Origin of the sequence: Vibrio chanodichtyis (assembly GCF_028863985.1) — a bacterium.
GTDB classification, from domain to species: Bacteria; Pseudomonadota; Gammaproteobacteria; order Enterobacterales; family Vibrionaceae; genus Vibrio; species Vibrio chanodichtyis.
Window position 1 is genome coordinate 1 of record NZ_JARBFT010000009.1, and the last position, 13,509, is coordinate 13,509.

Below are 13,509 nucleotides of genomic sequence, written 5' to 3' on the forward strand. Positions count from 1 at the left end.
GGAAATCCTCAGCTCTGGCCAGTTAACAAACGCCTCAAGAGGGACTGTTAACGCGCAGCATTTTTGTAATGCTTTGAGCTTTGTGTTTAATTTGGTATGCGTTAAGTTGGATTGTGCGTTACCAGCCCCTTAGGCGGGCGTTAGTTTGCATGTGCAAATATTCACTCTAGTGCACGAGTCATCTAGAGTGAGAGCAGAGTCATTTCAGATGATTCTGAGGGAGTTGCGATTGGCTTAAAACAGCAACGATCAAAATAAATTGGTCTTCTTTTGTGAAATAAACTGTATGTTTTCCAATAGGAAAATAAAAGCCGTTTGGGTATGTATCATCACAGTTTCTGCCCAAACCAGGATTATCGGCTAGCATCTGAAATCCAGATAGGAGCGTGTTTTTATAATTGTGCCACTGCAACTCGGAAAAGTGTTCAACAGTGTAGTTTTTTACTTTGCGCAAGTGTGACTGCGCTAAGTTACTTAGCTTATATTTGTTCTTGTGCATAAGTCATTTACAGTGAATTGAGAAAGCTTTCGCCATCGACAGTACTTCCATTGTTTAAATCTTCCTTCGCCATTGTGAAGCAGTGTTTAAGGTATTCAACTTTCATTGCCTCAAGTTCTTCGAAGTCTCGAATAGACATGACAACAACGGTGTCTTTACTGTTTTTGCTGATTCTTACAGGCTCTCGTTGTGCGCTTAGAAGTAGCTCACCAAAATTTCGTTTGGCATCATTTGCTGTTAATGTATGCATGGTAAGTTCCTAGTTGAGTGTACGGTTAGATTATAATTCATCACGCGAAATGTTCAATTTAATTAAATCGTGCGATTTTAGTGAAATGCAAACTAACAAACGCCTCAAGCGGGACTGTCAACGCGCAGCATTTTTGGTATGCGGTGATTTTTGTGGTTAATTTATTATGCGTTAAGTTGGATTGTGCGTTGCCAGCCCCTTAGGCGGGCGTTAAGCTTCTGAATCAACATTGCAAATTCTAATGGAGTAAAAAATGGAGTATGTGAAACAACTGTTCGCTACATTGCTAACACTGGCCTTAGGATCTTTTATTTTCGTAGGCATATTAGAAGATTATAAAAGCGATGACTCTATTAAAGTAAAGCAGTTAGAAGACTATTTTAAACCTGCTCGAACAATGGCAAACAGCTGCCTCAAACAACAAAATCAGTTATACCTTCATTACCCTAAGAATGGCACGTCTCTTCGTTTGCTGTTTGATGCAATGATCAATCTAATGGAAAACCCTCGGCTTGAAAGAAACCCAAATTATGAGTTGGTGCTAAAAGGGCTACTACATAACTTACAGTCGACACAGAAAACTCAATCTGAACTACCTGAAGCCGTTGAAAAGTGTCGAGCGCAAGTTTATTTAAGCCTTGAAGCCCTTTCAATTGCTACTGGCACATATGATTATTTTTCTCTTCAAGCCGCCGCAAGAGATAAGAAGTTGAATGAGCTCGATAAAAAATATCGAGAAAAGTTAAAACAGTTTCATGGTGACTTTGACGGTAATGAATTAGTGAAGATGATGTATCAAATTGGAAGTATACGTCCAGGCTCGGATCAAGATATAAAAGTGTTAGTGACTAAGTTCAGTGATAAGTTACCCCTCATAGAAAAGGCAAGTTTGATTCAGGCTGAAATCGAGCAAGAAAAATACGAAATAGAAGCTGAGTTTTTCTCGGAAATTCGCAAAAAGTCTGCCAGCGAGATAAATTCCGGCTTCAAACAAGGTTTTTTCAGTTGGCTATTTGGCTAAAAGCTTAACAAACAATTTAAGAGTGATTCAGCACGCTTGGCAGTTTTGGTTTGGGTTGAGTTTAGTGTTTACGGTGGTCAAATTAAGTGTCGTGGTTGCGTGCTTCACCCCTTAATTGGGCGTTAGCCGTCATCAATCAACAAAATTTGCCTAACGAGTAAAAAGGGTGTAATTTTTACTCATGATTAAATTTGAATTTGATGAAAACAAAAGCAGAAGTAATCTCGAAAAACATGGTATCGATTTTCATACCGCTCAAGGATTGTGGAATGATTCAGATCTTATCGAGATCCCTGCTAATACGAGTGATGAACCAAGATATTTGGTTGTCGGCTTACTAAACGGTAAGCATTGGTCAGGTGTCATTACCTACCGAGGCATGAATATCAGGCTCATCTCAGTTCGGCGTTCACGGAAAGCGGAGATAAACCTTTATGAAAGCGCATGAATTTGATGCTAAGTTTGAAAGTGACGACGATGACATCTTAATGGATTTGGATTTGTCGCAAGTAAAAAGGCCAATGCATAAGCAAAAACGAGTCAATGTCGATTTTCCAGCGTGGATGCTTGAGTCTTTAGACCGAGAAGCCAATCGTGTAGGTGTAACACGTCAATCAATCATTAAAATTTGGCTAGCAGAAAGGCTAGAAAGTGTTTCTCATCATGCAAGTGTGAGATAAACGGCTAACAAAGCATTTAAGAGGGACTCACAACGCGTGGCATTTTTGTCATGCGTTTCTTTTTGTGATTAAGGAGTTATGCATTAAGTATTTTTGTGCGTTGTTCGCCCCTTAATGCGGCGTTAGGTCACCGAGTACCCCACGTTTAGTAGACACTTTACTAAGTTAGATCTAGGGTCTAATTGAGAGGTGATTTATGGCTAAACATCGTAATCCAGCGTACACCGAAGAGTTCCGCAAGGAAGCCGTCCGTCTGGCCAGTCTTCCTGGCCGAACAGCGGTCTCTGTTGCCAAGGAGCTGGGCATCAGCGCCCAGCAAATCCGGAACTGGAAGCGCCAGTTCACACGGCTATCTGATAAACAGTTTAATACCTTAGACGGTGTCGATTATTCGAAGAAAGAGTCGGAAGAGCTTCGAGCGCTAAGGCGCGAGAACAAGCAGCTCAAAGCTGAAATGGAATTCCTAAAGAAGGTCTCGGCGTACTTCGCGAAGCAGCAAGAGTGAAGTACGAGTTCATTGAAAGCTATACCGGTGAGTACTCGATTAGCTTAATGTGTCGCGTTTTAGAAGTGAGTCGAGGCGGTTACTACAAGTGGTGTCATCATACGCCGAGTGAGCGTTCAAAGCGGCGAGAGCGCTTTGAGCAGCTAGTCATGTGTACCTTTGCCCAATATCGGGCACGTTACGGTTCAGTGCGAATAGCAGAAGAGCTAAACGAAGCAGGCTATGCCTGCTGCGTGAATTATGTGGCTGATATCATGAAGGAAAAAGGTATCAGGGCACGTAATGGCAAGGGGTTTAAATACAGCAAGGATGTGGCCGCGATGACGAATGTTGCTGACAATTTACTGCGTAGAGACTTTGAGTCTGAGATTCCAAATCAGAAATGGGTCACAGACATCACGTATATCTGGGTGAAGAGCCGTTGGCTCTTCTTAGCGACAGTGATGGACTTGCATTCAAGGCGTATTGTGGGTTGGTCGTTAGGGACAACGATGACCGTCGAGCTCATCATCAATGCTCTAAAAATGGCGTTTGAGTCACGTAAGCCGCCTAAGGGCATCATTATTCACTCGGATCGTGGTGTACAATACAGAGCCTATAAATATCAAGACTTCATGCGCAAGCATGGAGGTGTACCGAGCATGAGTCGACAGGGCAACTGTTGGGACAATGCGGTGATGGAGTCGTTCTACAGTCGCCTGAAAGTCGAACTGATATACGCAGAAGACTACCAAACTGTCGAAGAAGCCCGAATGGGCATCTTCGAATACATCGAGGTATTTTACAATCGCAAAAGAAGACACTCAGCGTTGGGGTATGTCAGCCCGGTTGAGTACGAAAGTATGTAGTTATGTACTGTCTACTTTTTGTGGGGCACACCATTTTTGTGGGGCACACCACTTTTTAATTTAGCTCCAAATTTATGAGGTGAAAATGGATTATCTTCTTTTAGTGTTTGGCCTGATTTTGTTGATTGTAGGGGCTGAAGGATTAGTTAAGGGAGCTGCCAGATTAGCGGCTAGAATTGGAATTCCGAGTCTTGTGATTGGTTTGACCGTAGTTGCCTTTGGTACAAGTGCTCCTGAGTTAGCTGTAAGTATGTTCAAATCCTTCCACTTGAGAACAATGGAAAAATGATTGGTATAGAAGGCTATAAATCTATCTTTACGTCACTTAAGGATAAGGTGTAGTGGCCAATTTTACTTGACCACTACAGCTCATCCTCTGAGTTATATTGGTTAATTGTAGATAGGTTTTAAAAACTCAATATCATCAATAAATACAGAACCATCGAGTGCAAGTTTGTCACCGACAATACATAAGAAGATATCAGGGAGTTTCTTTGAAACATCGCCAAGATTAATTTCAACTATCTGTTTGTAAAATGTTTTGCCGTTAAGCTGTACTTTCTCTAATTGGTTAACTGGAGAGCGATGTTTATCCGCATCCAATTTTACCCAACCGTCACCGAGTGCAGCGTAAGGGCGCACACCACCCTGATCTCCTGCGGTGACAGGAACATACAAGGTGTAACGCATCTTAGTATGCTGCCCGAAGCTTTCCACGCCATGATTGCGTAGTTTTAGCTCTTCCCAGTCATGCTTCCCGGACCATTCGAGATTTAGCTGTAACATTGGGCTACCCAAATCGGTCGCGATCTGTAGGGCGGGATTTTTCCAATTGGCTTGCCAGGTGCCTTCTTTTTGCCAACCTTGCAGTGTGCCATCGTTAAAATCATAGCGGGTACCAACTTCGTAACCGATGATTGGGCGATCAACTTCGATTTTGGCACGATCAGTTTGTCGCTCTCCTTGAGTAAAACTCGCAATGGTGATCAATGTCTTATTGCCATAACCAATGTCGTCTGCCTTGAGTTCGACTTCGTAATATCCATCGCCATCATTATCGGTCATTTCAAGCAACTGATCGCTCTCTGGTAACCGCAATTGAACTTGTTCTACTTTATTACCAGTAATTGGCATTGGGTAACTGCGAACCGTAAATGTGGCTTCAGATACTTTCATCCCCTCTACTGGATAGGCAAGGTATACACTATTTTTTTGCTCGTAGGGCAGGCCACGCATCTGCTTTGAATGGTTGGTCAGTAACGTTGCGGTGCTGCCACCGTCATTGAGGATCCGGAAACCATCATAATCGGGATAGAGTCGGTCAGGCTGATCAGAATCAAGGCTGGTTAGGATCCAGAACATACTGCCAGCGAGACCTTGTTCATAAGCAGTTTGGGTCCATTTATGATAGATGAAGTCTCGGTTTTGTGGTTCATTGCGCCCAATGCCATATTCCTCTAGTACGGCCGGTTTGTTGGCTTTTTTTGCGGCGTTGGCATGGTCAATAATCCATTGTGTGCCCCATTGTTCAGAATTGTGTTTTCCCCAATGTTCGGGGTAGAGGTGGAAGGTTCCATAGTTGATATTGGGTAAGGTGATAATCCGATCCCAATCGACACCTTCATTGCCATTGTAGGTCCAATCATCAGCACCTTTATGGTTGAAGAAACCTTCAGAGCCTAACGCAATTAACTGATGAGGAGCAAGATCTCTAACATAATCGCTCATCTCCTTTGCCCAGTTATAGAGGAGTTCACCACTGGGATCGGATTGCGCGCGTGGTTCATTAGCCAGTTCCCAAGTCATGATCGCAGGTTCATCTTTGTTCATCACGCCAGTGTAGCGGTTTTTATGTTCAACCAGATGTTTTACATACTCTTTATAAGCCTGTTTAATCGAAGGTTGTGTATAAAAATCATCATGATGGCTACCATTAAACCAATCCACATACTGTTGCATACCACCAAAGTCGCCCCAGTTATTGGTGAGAGCAATCACTACTCGGATGCCACGAGCTTTGGCTTGAGCCACGGTATAATCTAATTTTTCTAACGCACTGTGCACTCCTGCTGGAGGGGTAAATACGCCAGGTTCAGCCTGCATGGTGTGCTCATGGCTAATTCCTTCCATAAAGCCCCACACCCGAATCGAGTTTAGACCCATGGCTTTGGCATCGTCTAAAACCGCATCAATCATCTCGTGGGAGCGATAATGCATATAGTAGTTATTGGTTCCCGCGAAGCGAAATGGCTGACCATCGAGTAACAAAGTATTACCCTGTTGCACCACAAAATGTTGCATGTTATCCAGCGGGATTGTGGTATCCGCGGTATGGCTGACCCCATTACAGGCAGTGAGTAATGTGAGTAAGGGTAGTGAATAGTGGATGTTTTTCATCTCTCGTCCTTAAAAATGCACAATCATTAATGCTGTCGCCATTGTCGCTAAAACAGTTCAAGATATTAATGGTAACGTTTCGATTTTGTGTTGTGGCTCAATTTAATCCAGAAATTGTGAGCTTGTTCTCTTCCTGTTTCTTAGCGTTTTTTTATTTTTAAATGCATGTTATTGATTGTTTTTATTTGTTTTCCTGCCAAAAAACTGAATTCTGTTGGTGATGGTTATCACGTAACCAAACAATCGCATTGGTAAACAAAAATCGTAACGTTAATATTGCGTCAGATAGATAAACAACACATCTTGGACTGAGATGGGAATGGAGAACGAGAATGAAATCACTGGTACCTACAATTACCAAAACATTACTTGCTGGTGCAGTCGCCTTCGGTGTACAAGGCGTGGCTAGTGCAGAAGTCACCAATGGTATTAATCCACAGTTAGTCAAAGGTTCGATTACCTTTTATACCAACCGAACCGATTTGGTTGAAGCGGGTGTCTATCGCCGTTATGAGCAAGAATTTAAGCAGCTTTACCCAAGTGTGACGGAAGTTAAAGTGGTTGGATTCGCTGATTACCAAGGCGGTTTACGACCACGGATGAATACTGGGGACTATGGCGATCTAGTGTTAATTTTGCCATCGGTTCCTTCCGAGCAATATGGCAACTTTTATGAGCCGCTCAATGAGTTATATGCGGAAGACGATGTCTATTTTTACGATGCTTGGCAAAATAATGGCAAGGCATACGGTATCTCAATGGGTAACTCGGTTGAGGGACTGGTTTATAATAAAGAGGTGCTAAAAAAAGCTGGGGTAGAAGTGCCGATCAAAACCTTGTCGGGTTTGTTTGCTGCGGCTGAAAAGATTAAAACCAATGGACAAATCCCATTCTACATTAACTTTGGTGCGCAATGGCCGCTCCAACAGTGGGATAAATTTCCATTGGTGATCGAGGGTAGTAATGATGTGTACGAAAAAATGCTCACTCAAGATAAACCATTTTCTGGAGATACAGCATATAACAAGTCATTGACGGTATTGAAGAGACTGATTGACCAAGGGTTAACCGAGCGCGATTTGATGACCAACTCATGGGAAGACTCAAAAAATGCGATTGCTAAAGGTGATGCAGCGATGTATTACCTCGGCAACTGGGTTATTCCGCAAGTGATTGAACGTGGCGCCGCTTCAGACAATATTGGCTTTATGCCGATTCCATCAGATGAAACGGGTGTTCTTAAGGCACAGATGAATCATGACTGGGGTTATGCCGTTAGTAAGTTTTCAAACAATAAAGAAACTGCCAAAGCGTATTTGAAATTTTTGATTGAAAATTCTGATTTTGAAAAAATTGCGGGCTTTATTCCTACCCTGAAAAGTAAAAGTCCTTCATTGGAACAGCTTAATGAGTTTATGAGCTATGAGCCAAAGGTGATCCAAACACCAGTTAACTCATCAACCTTTATTGAAGTGACTAACCGTTCAAAAATCGATTTTTATTCAGGTGGTTATATTCAAGATGTGATCACTGCGAAAAATTTCAATGAAGCGCTTGAGAGATTAGATTCACGTTGGGATCGAGCCAAACAACGCATCGTTAAATAAAATAATATTGGCAAGTTGCCAAGGCCGTTCGGGGGGAACGGCCTTTTTTTTGTCATCACTAAACCACGTTTTTTAGCTGTGATATTGTTTGGTGGAAAGTAGAGTCCGTATCGTTGACTGAAGATGCTCAGCTCGTGTATTACAAACGGCGAAATTGGCGAACTAAAGCAGTTTGTGTTTTGAATTGCTCCAATTTCATCTTGGATTTCTTTGGTTGCTTCACCGAAGGCAGACAAAAAAAAGACCAACCACAAAAGGCGTGATTGGCCGTTTATAAGTGCGAACAAAACTGTTCACTAACAACGTCAGTTGGCTAGGTGACCCTGGGTTTACAAGGGTCGGACTCATATATGCACTTTGTGTGCCAACTTTTAAATTGGCCTAAAAATAGAGTTATAGGGCAAATTGCAGGCAGTTTAATTACAACTAAGCACATAATCGAGTGACAGAATGCAAAATCTTTTGCATTCTGCGAAGGGTTGGTTTTTAAAATGCAAATCAAACATGTTTGGGCATGAGCTGTCGCCGGTTAGCGGCATACATTCGTTGGTCTGCAAGCTTAAACATACCATCAGGATTGACGAAATACGGGTTATATAATGCGTAGTCAATGCTTGGTTGCAGTAAAATCCGTTTATCTTCATAAACAATCAGGGTTGAGAGATGTGGCTTAACATGCTTTCTGTAGAGTACTAGTAGCGGTTTGGGTGGAGTTTGTCGCTGCTGTTGAGTCAGATCTTGGCGAAGATCATTATGAGCATATTGATCAGTATGCTTAGCTAAAATAGCCATGAGAATGTCGACTCTGCAGTTTTGTTATGAAGAGTTTAGCGGTTTCTCACCATTCAACTCATCATATTTGTACTGTTAGTCTGGTAAAAATTCACACAAATAAGCAGTTGCGACCTCTACTTGTAGATCAAAAGAGGAATTTCCCGCTACTTCAAAGCGTTCACCGTTATTGAAGGTGATCCAATCTGGGTCATTGACACGTTTAACTATCAGTCTACCTTTTACCACCGTCATACGCTCTGGCGCACCTGTTCCAAAGGTGTAGTGGCCTGGAGCCATAACACCAATCGTACTTTCACCATCTTGCTGCTTAAATCCTAATGACTTCACTTGGCCATCAAAATATACATTTTCCTTAATCATGCCATTTTCCTGTTGAGTGTTGAGCGTTAAGTGATACCACTGCATTAGTGGAACCCGATTTTTAACCTATGCTGATCAGTTGTTCAACCCCTGACCATGCTCTGGTCATAATTAAATCGCTTTTATGGCATCACTCACTGATCAATTAAGCGCATTTAATTCCAAACTAACCGATATCTTTGCGCTTTAGATCACGCTTTTACCGTATGGCTTTTGCGATGGGAGAAGGGAGGCAACATTATCAATGCGAAGGTCGTTATCGTTTATTCTGCATTAAACGATAACAGTTTATTTTTCATTATGTTTATTATTCAACCAAGTGAATTTATGGCAAAAAAATGGGTCGTTAAAACGGTATTTTGGTCTTCTCTGGTCATCTTAGGCAGCATATTTGCTACTTTGCTGTATGTGAGCTACCAAGATTACGTTAATCCCAAACATGTGTTTGGAACTTGGATTGAGATCGGGGCTCCCAGCTATCAAACCGAGGTCTTGCGTTTTAATGAGCAAGGTGTGTTTCGTAATGATCGTTTGATCAGTACTCAGTTTAAATTTGATGGTGTGAAGATCACGATTGATACTGGTAGCGGCACCTTCATTTATGAGTTGACCGGAAACGTCAATTCTCCACAGCTCAAACGTCTCGTGCCTGTCAACCCGTTACAACGCTTTATCCGAGCTGGCTATGAGCATACCGTTAATGATCAGGGCTCTCATGCCGCGCAGGTTAGGCGCGCGGCATTATACGACCATTTTAATGAATAATATGTCTTACTTAACCATCAATCACTGAGCCTAGAATTGACGTGCAATAACGGCTCTTGGTCAGTTTACTTATTGGTTATTTACGCAATGCATTCAGTTTAGCTTGAGCAAGACCAAACACCGTATCGACGGGATAGCTACCATCTTCGGTCGGTAAACCTGCGGGTTTTCCTGTAAAAATCTCGATCGCTTCTGTCACATGTTCAATTGCCCAAATATGGAATTCACCTTTTTCCACCGCTTTAACAATATCGGCACGCAACATTAAGTTATGCATATTAGAGCGAGGAATAATCACCCCTTGGCTATTATGGCGACGTTTAATCGCGCAGACATCAAAGAAACCTTCAATTTTCTCGTTTAACCCACCAATCGGTTGTGATTCACCAAATTGGTTCATTGAGCCAGTAATCGCGATATCTTGCCGATTCGGTTGCTTGGAGAATGCCGAAACAATCGCACAAAACTCCGCCATGCTGGCACTGTCACCATCAACTCCGCCATAGGATTGTTCAAAGGTAATTGTGGTAGTTAACGGAATATGTGCGGTACGACCAAAGACAGAACTAAGATAAGCCGATAAAATCATTACCCCCTTGGAATGGATGCTGCCGCCAAGATCCACATTACGTTCAATATCAATAATTTCGCCTTCACCATAGGAAGTCGTCGCGGTGATCCGATTGGGCATGCCAAACATATGATCGCAAGTGGCTAACACGGATAATGCGTTGACTTGGCCCACTGCACTGCCTTCGGTTTGAATCAGCGTAGTTCCATTGACGAAGCTCTCCATCATTGTTTGTTGCAGACGATTGACCCGCAATTCTTGGTTACGTAACGCTTCTTCAACATGGCTTTGGCGGATTAGATTGGCATTGGCTTGCTTGGCGACATAGTTAGATTCGCGTAGCAAATTGGCAATATGTGCCGAATGTAACGACAATTTCGTTTGATCGCCGGTAGTGCGCGAGCTGTGTTCGATGATGCGGGCGATCGCTTTACGATCGCAATGCAGCATATTGGCATCGTGCACTATGCTAGATATAAAACGCGCATAGTGCAGCTCCGAATCGGCATTGCGTGGCATTTCATCAGCAAAATCGGCAGTTACCCGAAATAGTTCGCTAAATTCAGGATCATAATGAGTAAGTAATTCATAGGTCCGATAATCACCAAACAAAATAATTTTGACATCGAGCGGGATCGGCTCGGGATCAAGTGATACCGTTCCAGTTAATGTGACTTCTTTTTCTAATGAGGTGAAGCTGAGCTGACGTGAGCGCAGAGCACGCTTTAAACCATCCCAAACATAGGGCTGTTCAAGCACTTTTACTGCATCCATTAACAGCACACCACCATTGGCTTTATGCAAACTACCCGGGCGAATCAAGGAAAAATCGGTGAAGACGGTCCCTTTGTAGGTCGCGGTTTCCACATAACCAAACAGTGAATGATAGCTAGGGCTCTCTTCAACCACTATTGGGAATTCATCGGCATTACGGCTTACTAATAAATTCACTTTATAACGGCGAGGAAGTTTTTTATCCAAAGAGGCGTTGGCGATTTCACCTTGATCGTTGGTTTCATCTAAGAAAATATCGACATTTTCTACAATATCTTTCTGTAAGTCGGTCAAATAGGCTTTGATTTCAGGGATTTTTGAATAGTCCAATTTCAACTGCTTGATAAAATGGGTAATCACGTCCAGCGTTACTTCATCATTCAATTTTTTGATTTTTTCGCTGTATGACTCTTCCCATTCCGTAAGTTGACGGACCATATTACGCAGGCTCACCTCGAGTTCATCGATGGTATGACAAAAATGCTCCTGCTCTCGTTTGGAGAGTGCATCAAATGTCGCTTCGGTGTGCATCTCCTCACCATTTAAAGCAACAAATTGATACTCTCCTTGCGCAGTCAAAGTTAAACTGACACCACGATCTTTGGCACTACGGGTAATGTTTGCCAGTTCACTTTCTTGTTTTTGGGTCAGTTGGTTTTTGAGCTTTTCGGTACGACTAAAATAGATTTCGTTATCAAAGGCTAAGGGAATCGCGGTTACCAATTTACTCATCAATTTTTCAATATCTTGGCGAAATTTAAGGCCGATCCCGCAGGGCAGTTTGAGTACATTGGGTACGCGGATATCATCAAAATTGGCTACATAACACCAATCATACAGCTGACTTGCATCATGTTGATGGTGACTGAGATAGCGTAAAATCATGGTGCGCTTACCCAATCCATTGTGGCCAATTGCGTAGATGTTATAGCCCTTTTCTTTAATCGACATGGCAAATTCGACGGCTTTTTGTGCGCGTTGTTGCCCAACGATTTGATCAATCGGAGCCAGTTCCTTAGTTGACTTACAGGCTAAATTTTCTAGTTTTGCTACTTGGTAGAGTTGCTCAAAACTCAGATGCTGAATCGCCATCAATGCACTCCTATTGTCGAGGTGGGGTTGGGAATATCTCACTTAAGTGTAGAGATAAATCATTGTCTTTTTAGTGATTTATTACCAATTTAAATAAGTTTCAGCCCAAAAGTTAGCGTATAAATCGTTATTGGCAAGTGTATTGAACCGATTGCCATCCAGTGATCTTTTAAGTCAACAATTACTTAACTCGATAATATGCAATAGAATTTTTGGTGATTCATATTAGCTTCACAAACGCGGTCTATACTGAGCTGTAGGTGAATACGCTTGGTGCGTTTTCGCTGATTTGACCATGGCATAGCTGTCAATTCGGTTTGGCCGCCGACCTTAAAAAACTCGCTCGATAAAGAGCGAGTTTTTTATTGCTACCAATAGAGCGTACATGCGATCTGGCATCTTGCAACAAAGCATTAAGCGCTGAGTAATCCGCTTTGATAAAGTCGTTGCCATTCTTGCACTGCAATTTTATCGGCCACGGTTTCGACTGCACTAGTGCTCAGCGGTTGCCAAAATACTTCATCGGCTTCATGACACGCAATTTCTCCTTGCCACTCGGTGACAACGTAATAGTGCAGCAATTGCAGCTCAAGTTGGGTCGGATGATAGAGCGAGCAGAGATACCCAAAGCGTGTCGCCTCAATGCCTAATTCCTCTTGCACTTCACGCAGCAGGGCTTGTGCCTGGTTTTCTCCCGCTTCAATATGGCCACCCGGAATGGCAACAATATTGGGATCGCAAGTTTTGCTGGCGGAGCGGCGCTCCAGCAATCCTTGATTTTGTTTGATCAGCAAGAACGAAACACATTCGGCGATCGGTAACTGAGTGGCTAACGGTTTGACAATCGACATATTTTCCTCAAATTAACGGTGAGTTAAGTCTGTTTTTTTTAGGTAAGGTGAGTGGCAAAACGGGTCCAACCCATCAGCAATAGCCCAGCAAACATCAGCCAAACTGATGTTGCGCCAAGCAAAGTCGCGGTTAGGCTGTAACGATAGCTAAAATAATAAACAGCGAGCAAATAAGCTGCGTATGGGATCAGCGAATAAAGGCCGAATAGTGCGGTGATCCGTAAATCTTGCATCGTCCGTTCTGTGCCCATGATGTAGTGGGCGATCAAGGCAAAAGTGGGAAACAGGGGGACTAATCCGGCAATAAAAAAATTTTTGCTTTTGGATAATAAAGCAATCATCAATACCGCTAATGCACCCAGTAGGCATTTGATAAACAGGCTCGCCATGACATTTCCTTTGAGAAGCGAGATAAGATGCTCTCACTATAAAACAGCGAAGGATCAAGGTGAACTAGCAATTGAGCCATCTGTAGTTTTGGTTGGCAAATTTTT

Annotated in this window: 15 protein-coding genes and 1 pseudogene; 8 read left to right on the forward strand and 8 right to left on the reverse strand. The window is 42.7% G+C overall.

Annotated elements, in window-relative coordinates; translation table 11 throughout:
• Positions 1-199: 199 nt before the first annotated feature.
• On the reverse strand, positions 200-499 hold the full coding sequence (locus PUN32_RS09995) for a type II toxin-antitoxin system RelE/ParE family toxin (RefSeq protein WP_274722963.1): 300 nt from the start codon (positions 497-499) through the stop codon (positions 200-202).
• A gap of 7 nt (positions 500-506) precedes the next feature.
• Positions 507-749 (reverse strand): type II toxin-antitoxin system Phd/YefM family antitoxin, encoded by a 243-nt coding sequence (locus PUN32_RS10000; protein ID WP_274722964.1) that lies wholly within the window; start codon positions 747-749, stop codon positions 507-509.
• A gap of 253 nt (positions 750-1,002) precedes the next feature.
• Between PUN32_RS10000 and PUN32_RS10010 the strand changes: the two genes are divergently transcribed.
• The 6 genes from PUN32_RS10010 to PUN32_RS10040 all read left to right on the forward strand — a co-directional run bounded on the left by PUN32_RS10010 (position 1,003) and on the right by PUN32_RS10040 (position 4,092).
• Positions 1,003-1,770, forward strand: coding sequence for a hypothetical protein (locus PUN32_RS10010; RefSeq protein WP_274722966.1), 768 nt, complete (start codon positions 1,003-1,005; stop codon positions 1,768-1,770).
• A gap of 181 nt (positions 1,771-1,951) precedes the next feature.
• Positions 1,952-2,218 (forward strand): BrnT family toxin, encoded by a 267-nt coding sequence (locus PUN32_RS10020; protein ID WP_274722968.1) that lies wholly within the window; start codon positions 1,952-1,954, stop codon positions 2,216-2,218.
• Positions 2,205-2,450, forward strand: a complete 246-nt coding sequence (gene brnA / locus PUN32_RS10025) for a type II toxin-antitoxin system BrnA family antitoxin (protein WP_274722969.1) — start codon at positions 2,205-2,207, stop codon at positions 2,448-2,450. Before PUN32_RS10020 ends, brnA begins: the two co-directional genes overlap by 14 nt.
• 196 nt (positions 2,451-2,646) lie before the next feature.
• Positions 2,647-2,955 (forward strand): transposase, encoded by a 309-nt coding sequence (locus PUN32_RS10030; protein ID WP_274722970.1) that lies wholly within the window; start codon positions 2,647-2,649, stop codon positions 2,953-2,955.
• Positions 2,952-3,803, forward strand: coding sequence for an IS3 family transposase (locus PUN32_RS10035; protein ID WP_274722971.1), 852 nt, complete (start codon positions 2,952-2,954; stop codon positions 3,801-3,803). The genes PUN32_RS10030 and PUN32_RS10035 overlap by 4 nt, the downstream gene beginning before the upstream one ends.
• Before the next feature lie 85 nt (positions 3,804-3,888).
• A complete protein-coding gene (locus tag PUN32_RS10040) occupies positions 3,889-4,092 on the forward strand; it encodes a hypothetical protein (protein ID WP_274722972.1) in 204 nt (67 codons plus the stop codon).
• 101 nt (positions 4,093-4,193) lie between these two features.
• On the opposite strand, the gene PUN32_RS10045 is transcribed toward PUN32_RS10040, so the two are convergent.
• Positions 4,194-6,200, reverse strand: coding sequence for a cellulase family glycosylhydrolase (locus PUN32_RS10045; RefSeq protein ID WP_274722973.1), 2,007 nt, complete (start codon positions 6,198-6,200; stop codon positions 4,194-4,196).
• Between the two features lie 332 nt (positions 6,201-6,532).
• Here PUN32_RS10045 and PUN32_RS10050 point away from each other — a divergent pair, with 332 nt between their 5' ends.
• Positions 6,533-7,807 carry an ABC transporter substrate-binding protein gene (locus tag PUN32_RS10050; RefSeq protein ID WP_274722974.1) on the forward strand — a complete coding sequence of 425 codons (1,275 nt, stop codon included), beginning with the start codon at positions 6,533-6,535 and terminating at the stop codon, positions 7,805-7,807.
• A 498-nt stretch (positions 7,808-8,305) separates the two neighbouring features.
• On the opposite strand, the pseudogene PUN32_RS10055 reads toward PUN32_RS10050, so the two are convergent.
• Together PUN32_RS10055 and ppnP are read right to left on the reverse strand one after the other, a co-directional pair.
• Positions 8,306-8,464, reverse strand: a pseudogene (locus PUN32_RS10055) (sensor domain-containing diguanylate cyclase); the annotation flags it as partial.
• A gap of 210 nt (positions 8,465-8,674) precedes the next feature.
• Positions 8,675-8,962 (reverse strand): pyrimidine/purine nucleoside phosphorylase, encoded by a 288-nt coding sequence (gene ppnP / locus PUN32_RS10060; protein ID WP_274722975.1) that lies wholly within the window; start codon positions 8,960-8,962, stop codon positions 8,675-8,677.
• A 327-nt stretch (positions 8,963-9,289) separates the two neighbouring features.
• On the opposite strand from ppnP, the gene PUN32_RS10065 reads away from it, so the two are divergent.
• Complete coding sequence (locus PUN32_RS10065; protein ID WP_274722976.1) at positions 9,290-9,727, forward strand: DUF2850 domain-containing protein; 438 nt, start codon at positions 9,290-9,292, stop codon at positions 9,725-9,727.
• Between the two features lie 76 nt (positions 9,728-9,803).
• On the opposite strand, the gene PUN32_RS10070 is transcribed toward PUN32_RS10065, so the two are convergent.
• From PUN32_RS10070 to PUN32_RS10080, 3 genes are all read right to left on the reverse strand, one after another.
• The gene (locus PUN32_RS10070; protein ID WP_274722977.1) at positions 9,804-12,164 is read right to left on the reverse strand and encodes a Lon protease family protein; all 2,361 of its coding nucleotides are present in this window, start codon (positions 12,162-12,164) and stop codon (positions 9,804-9,806) included.
• A gap of 413 nt (positions 12,165-12,577) precedes the next feature.
• Positions 12,578-13,015 (reverse strand): NUDIX hydrolase, encoded by a 438-nt coding sequence (locus PUN32_RS10075; RefSeq protein ID WP_274722978.1) that lies wholly within the window; start codon positions 13,013-13,015, stop codon positions 12,578-12,580.
• 38 nt (positions 13,016-13,053) lie between these two features.
• Positions 13,054-13,404: a GlpM family protein gene (locus PUN32_RS10080; protein ID WP_274722979.1), complete on the reverse strand. Its 351-nt coding sequence runs from the start codon at positions 13,402-13,404 to the stop codon at positions 13,054-13,056.
• Between the last annotated feature and the right edge of the window lie 105 nt (positions 13,405-13,509).

Bases quoted from the DNA above. Each gene is read 5' to 3' on its own strand.
- PUN32_RS09995 (WP_274722963.1), bottom strand. From the start codon at position 499: ATGCACAAGAACAAATATAAGCTAAGTAACTTAGCGCAGTCACACTTG.
- PUN32_RS10000 (WP_274722964.1), bottom strand. From the start codon at position 749: ATGCATACATTAACAGCAAATGATGCCAAACGAAATTTTGGTGAGCTA.
- PUN32_RS10010 (WP_274722966.1), top strand. From the start codon at position 1,003: ATGGAGTATGTGAAACAACTGTTCGCTACATTGCTAACACTGGCCTTA.
- PUN32_RS10020 (WP_274722968.1), top strand. From the start codon at position 1,952: ATGATTAAATTTGAATTTGATGAAAACAAAAGCAGAAGTAATCTCGAA.
- brnA (WP_274722969.1), top strand. From the start codon at position 2,205: ATGAAAGCGCATGAATTTGATGCTAAGTTTGAAAGTGACGACGATGAC.
- PUN32_RS10030 (WP_274722970.1), top strand. From the start codon at position 2,647: ATGGCTAAACATCGTAATCCAGCGTACACCGAAGAGTTCCGCAAGGAA.
- PUN32_RS10040 (WP_274722972.1), top strand. From the start codon at position 3,889: ATGGATTATCTTCTTTTAGTGTTTGGCCTGATTTTGTTGATTGTAGGG.
- PUN32_RS10045 (WP_274722973.1), bottom strand. From the start codon at position 6,200: ATGAAAAACATCCACTATTCACTACCCTTACTCACATTACTCACTGCC.
- PUN32_RS10050 (WP_274722974.1), top strand. From the start codon at position 6,533: ATGAAATCACTGGTACCTACAATTACCAAAACATTACTTGCTGGTGCA.
- ppnP (WP_274722975.1), bottom strand. From the start codon at position 8,962: ATGATTAAGGAAAATGTATATTTTGATGGCCAAGTGAAGTCATTAGGA.
- PUN32_RS10065 (WP_274722976.1), top strand. From the start codon at position 9,290: ATGGCAAAAAAATGGGTCGTTAAAACGGTATTTTGGTCTTCTCTGGTC.
- PUN32_RS10070 (WP_274722977.1), bottom strand. From the start codon at position 12,164: ATGGCGATTCAGCATCTGAGTTTTGAGCAACTCTACCAAGTAGCAAAA.
- PUN32_RS10075 (WP_274722978.1), bottom strand. From the start codon at position 13,015: ATGTCGATTGTCAAACCGTTAGCCACTCAGTTACCGATCGCCGAATGT.
- PUN32_RS10080 (WP_274722979.1), bottom strand. From the start codon at position 13,404: ATGGCGAGCCTGTTTATCAAATGCCTACTGGGTGCATTAGCGGTATTG.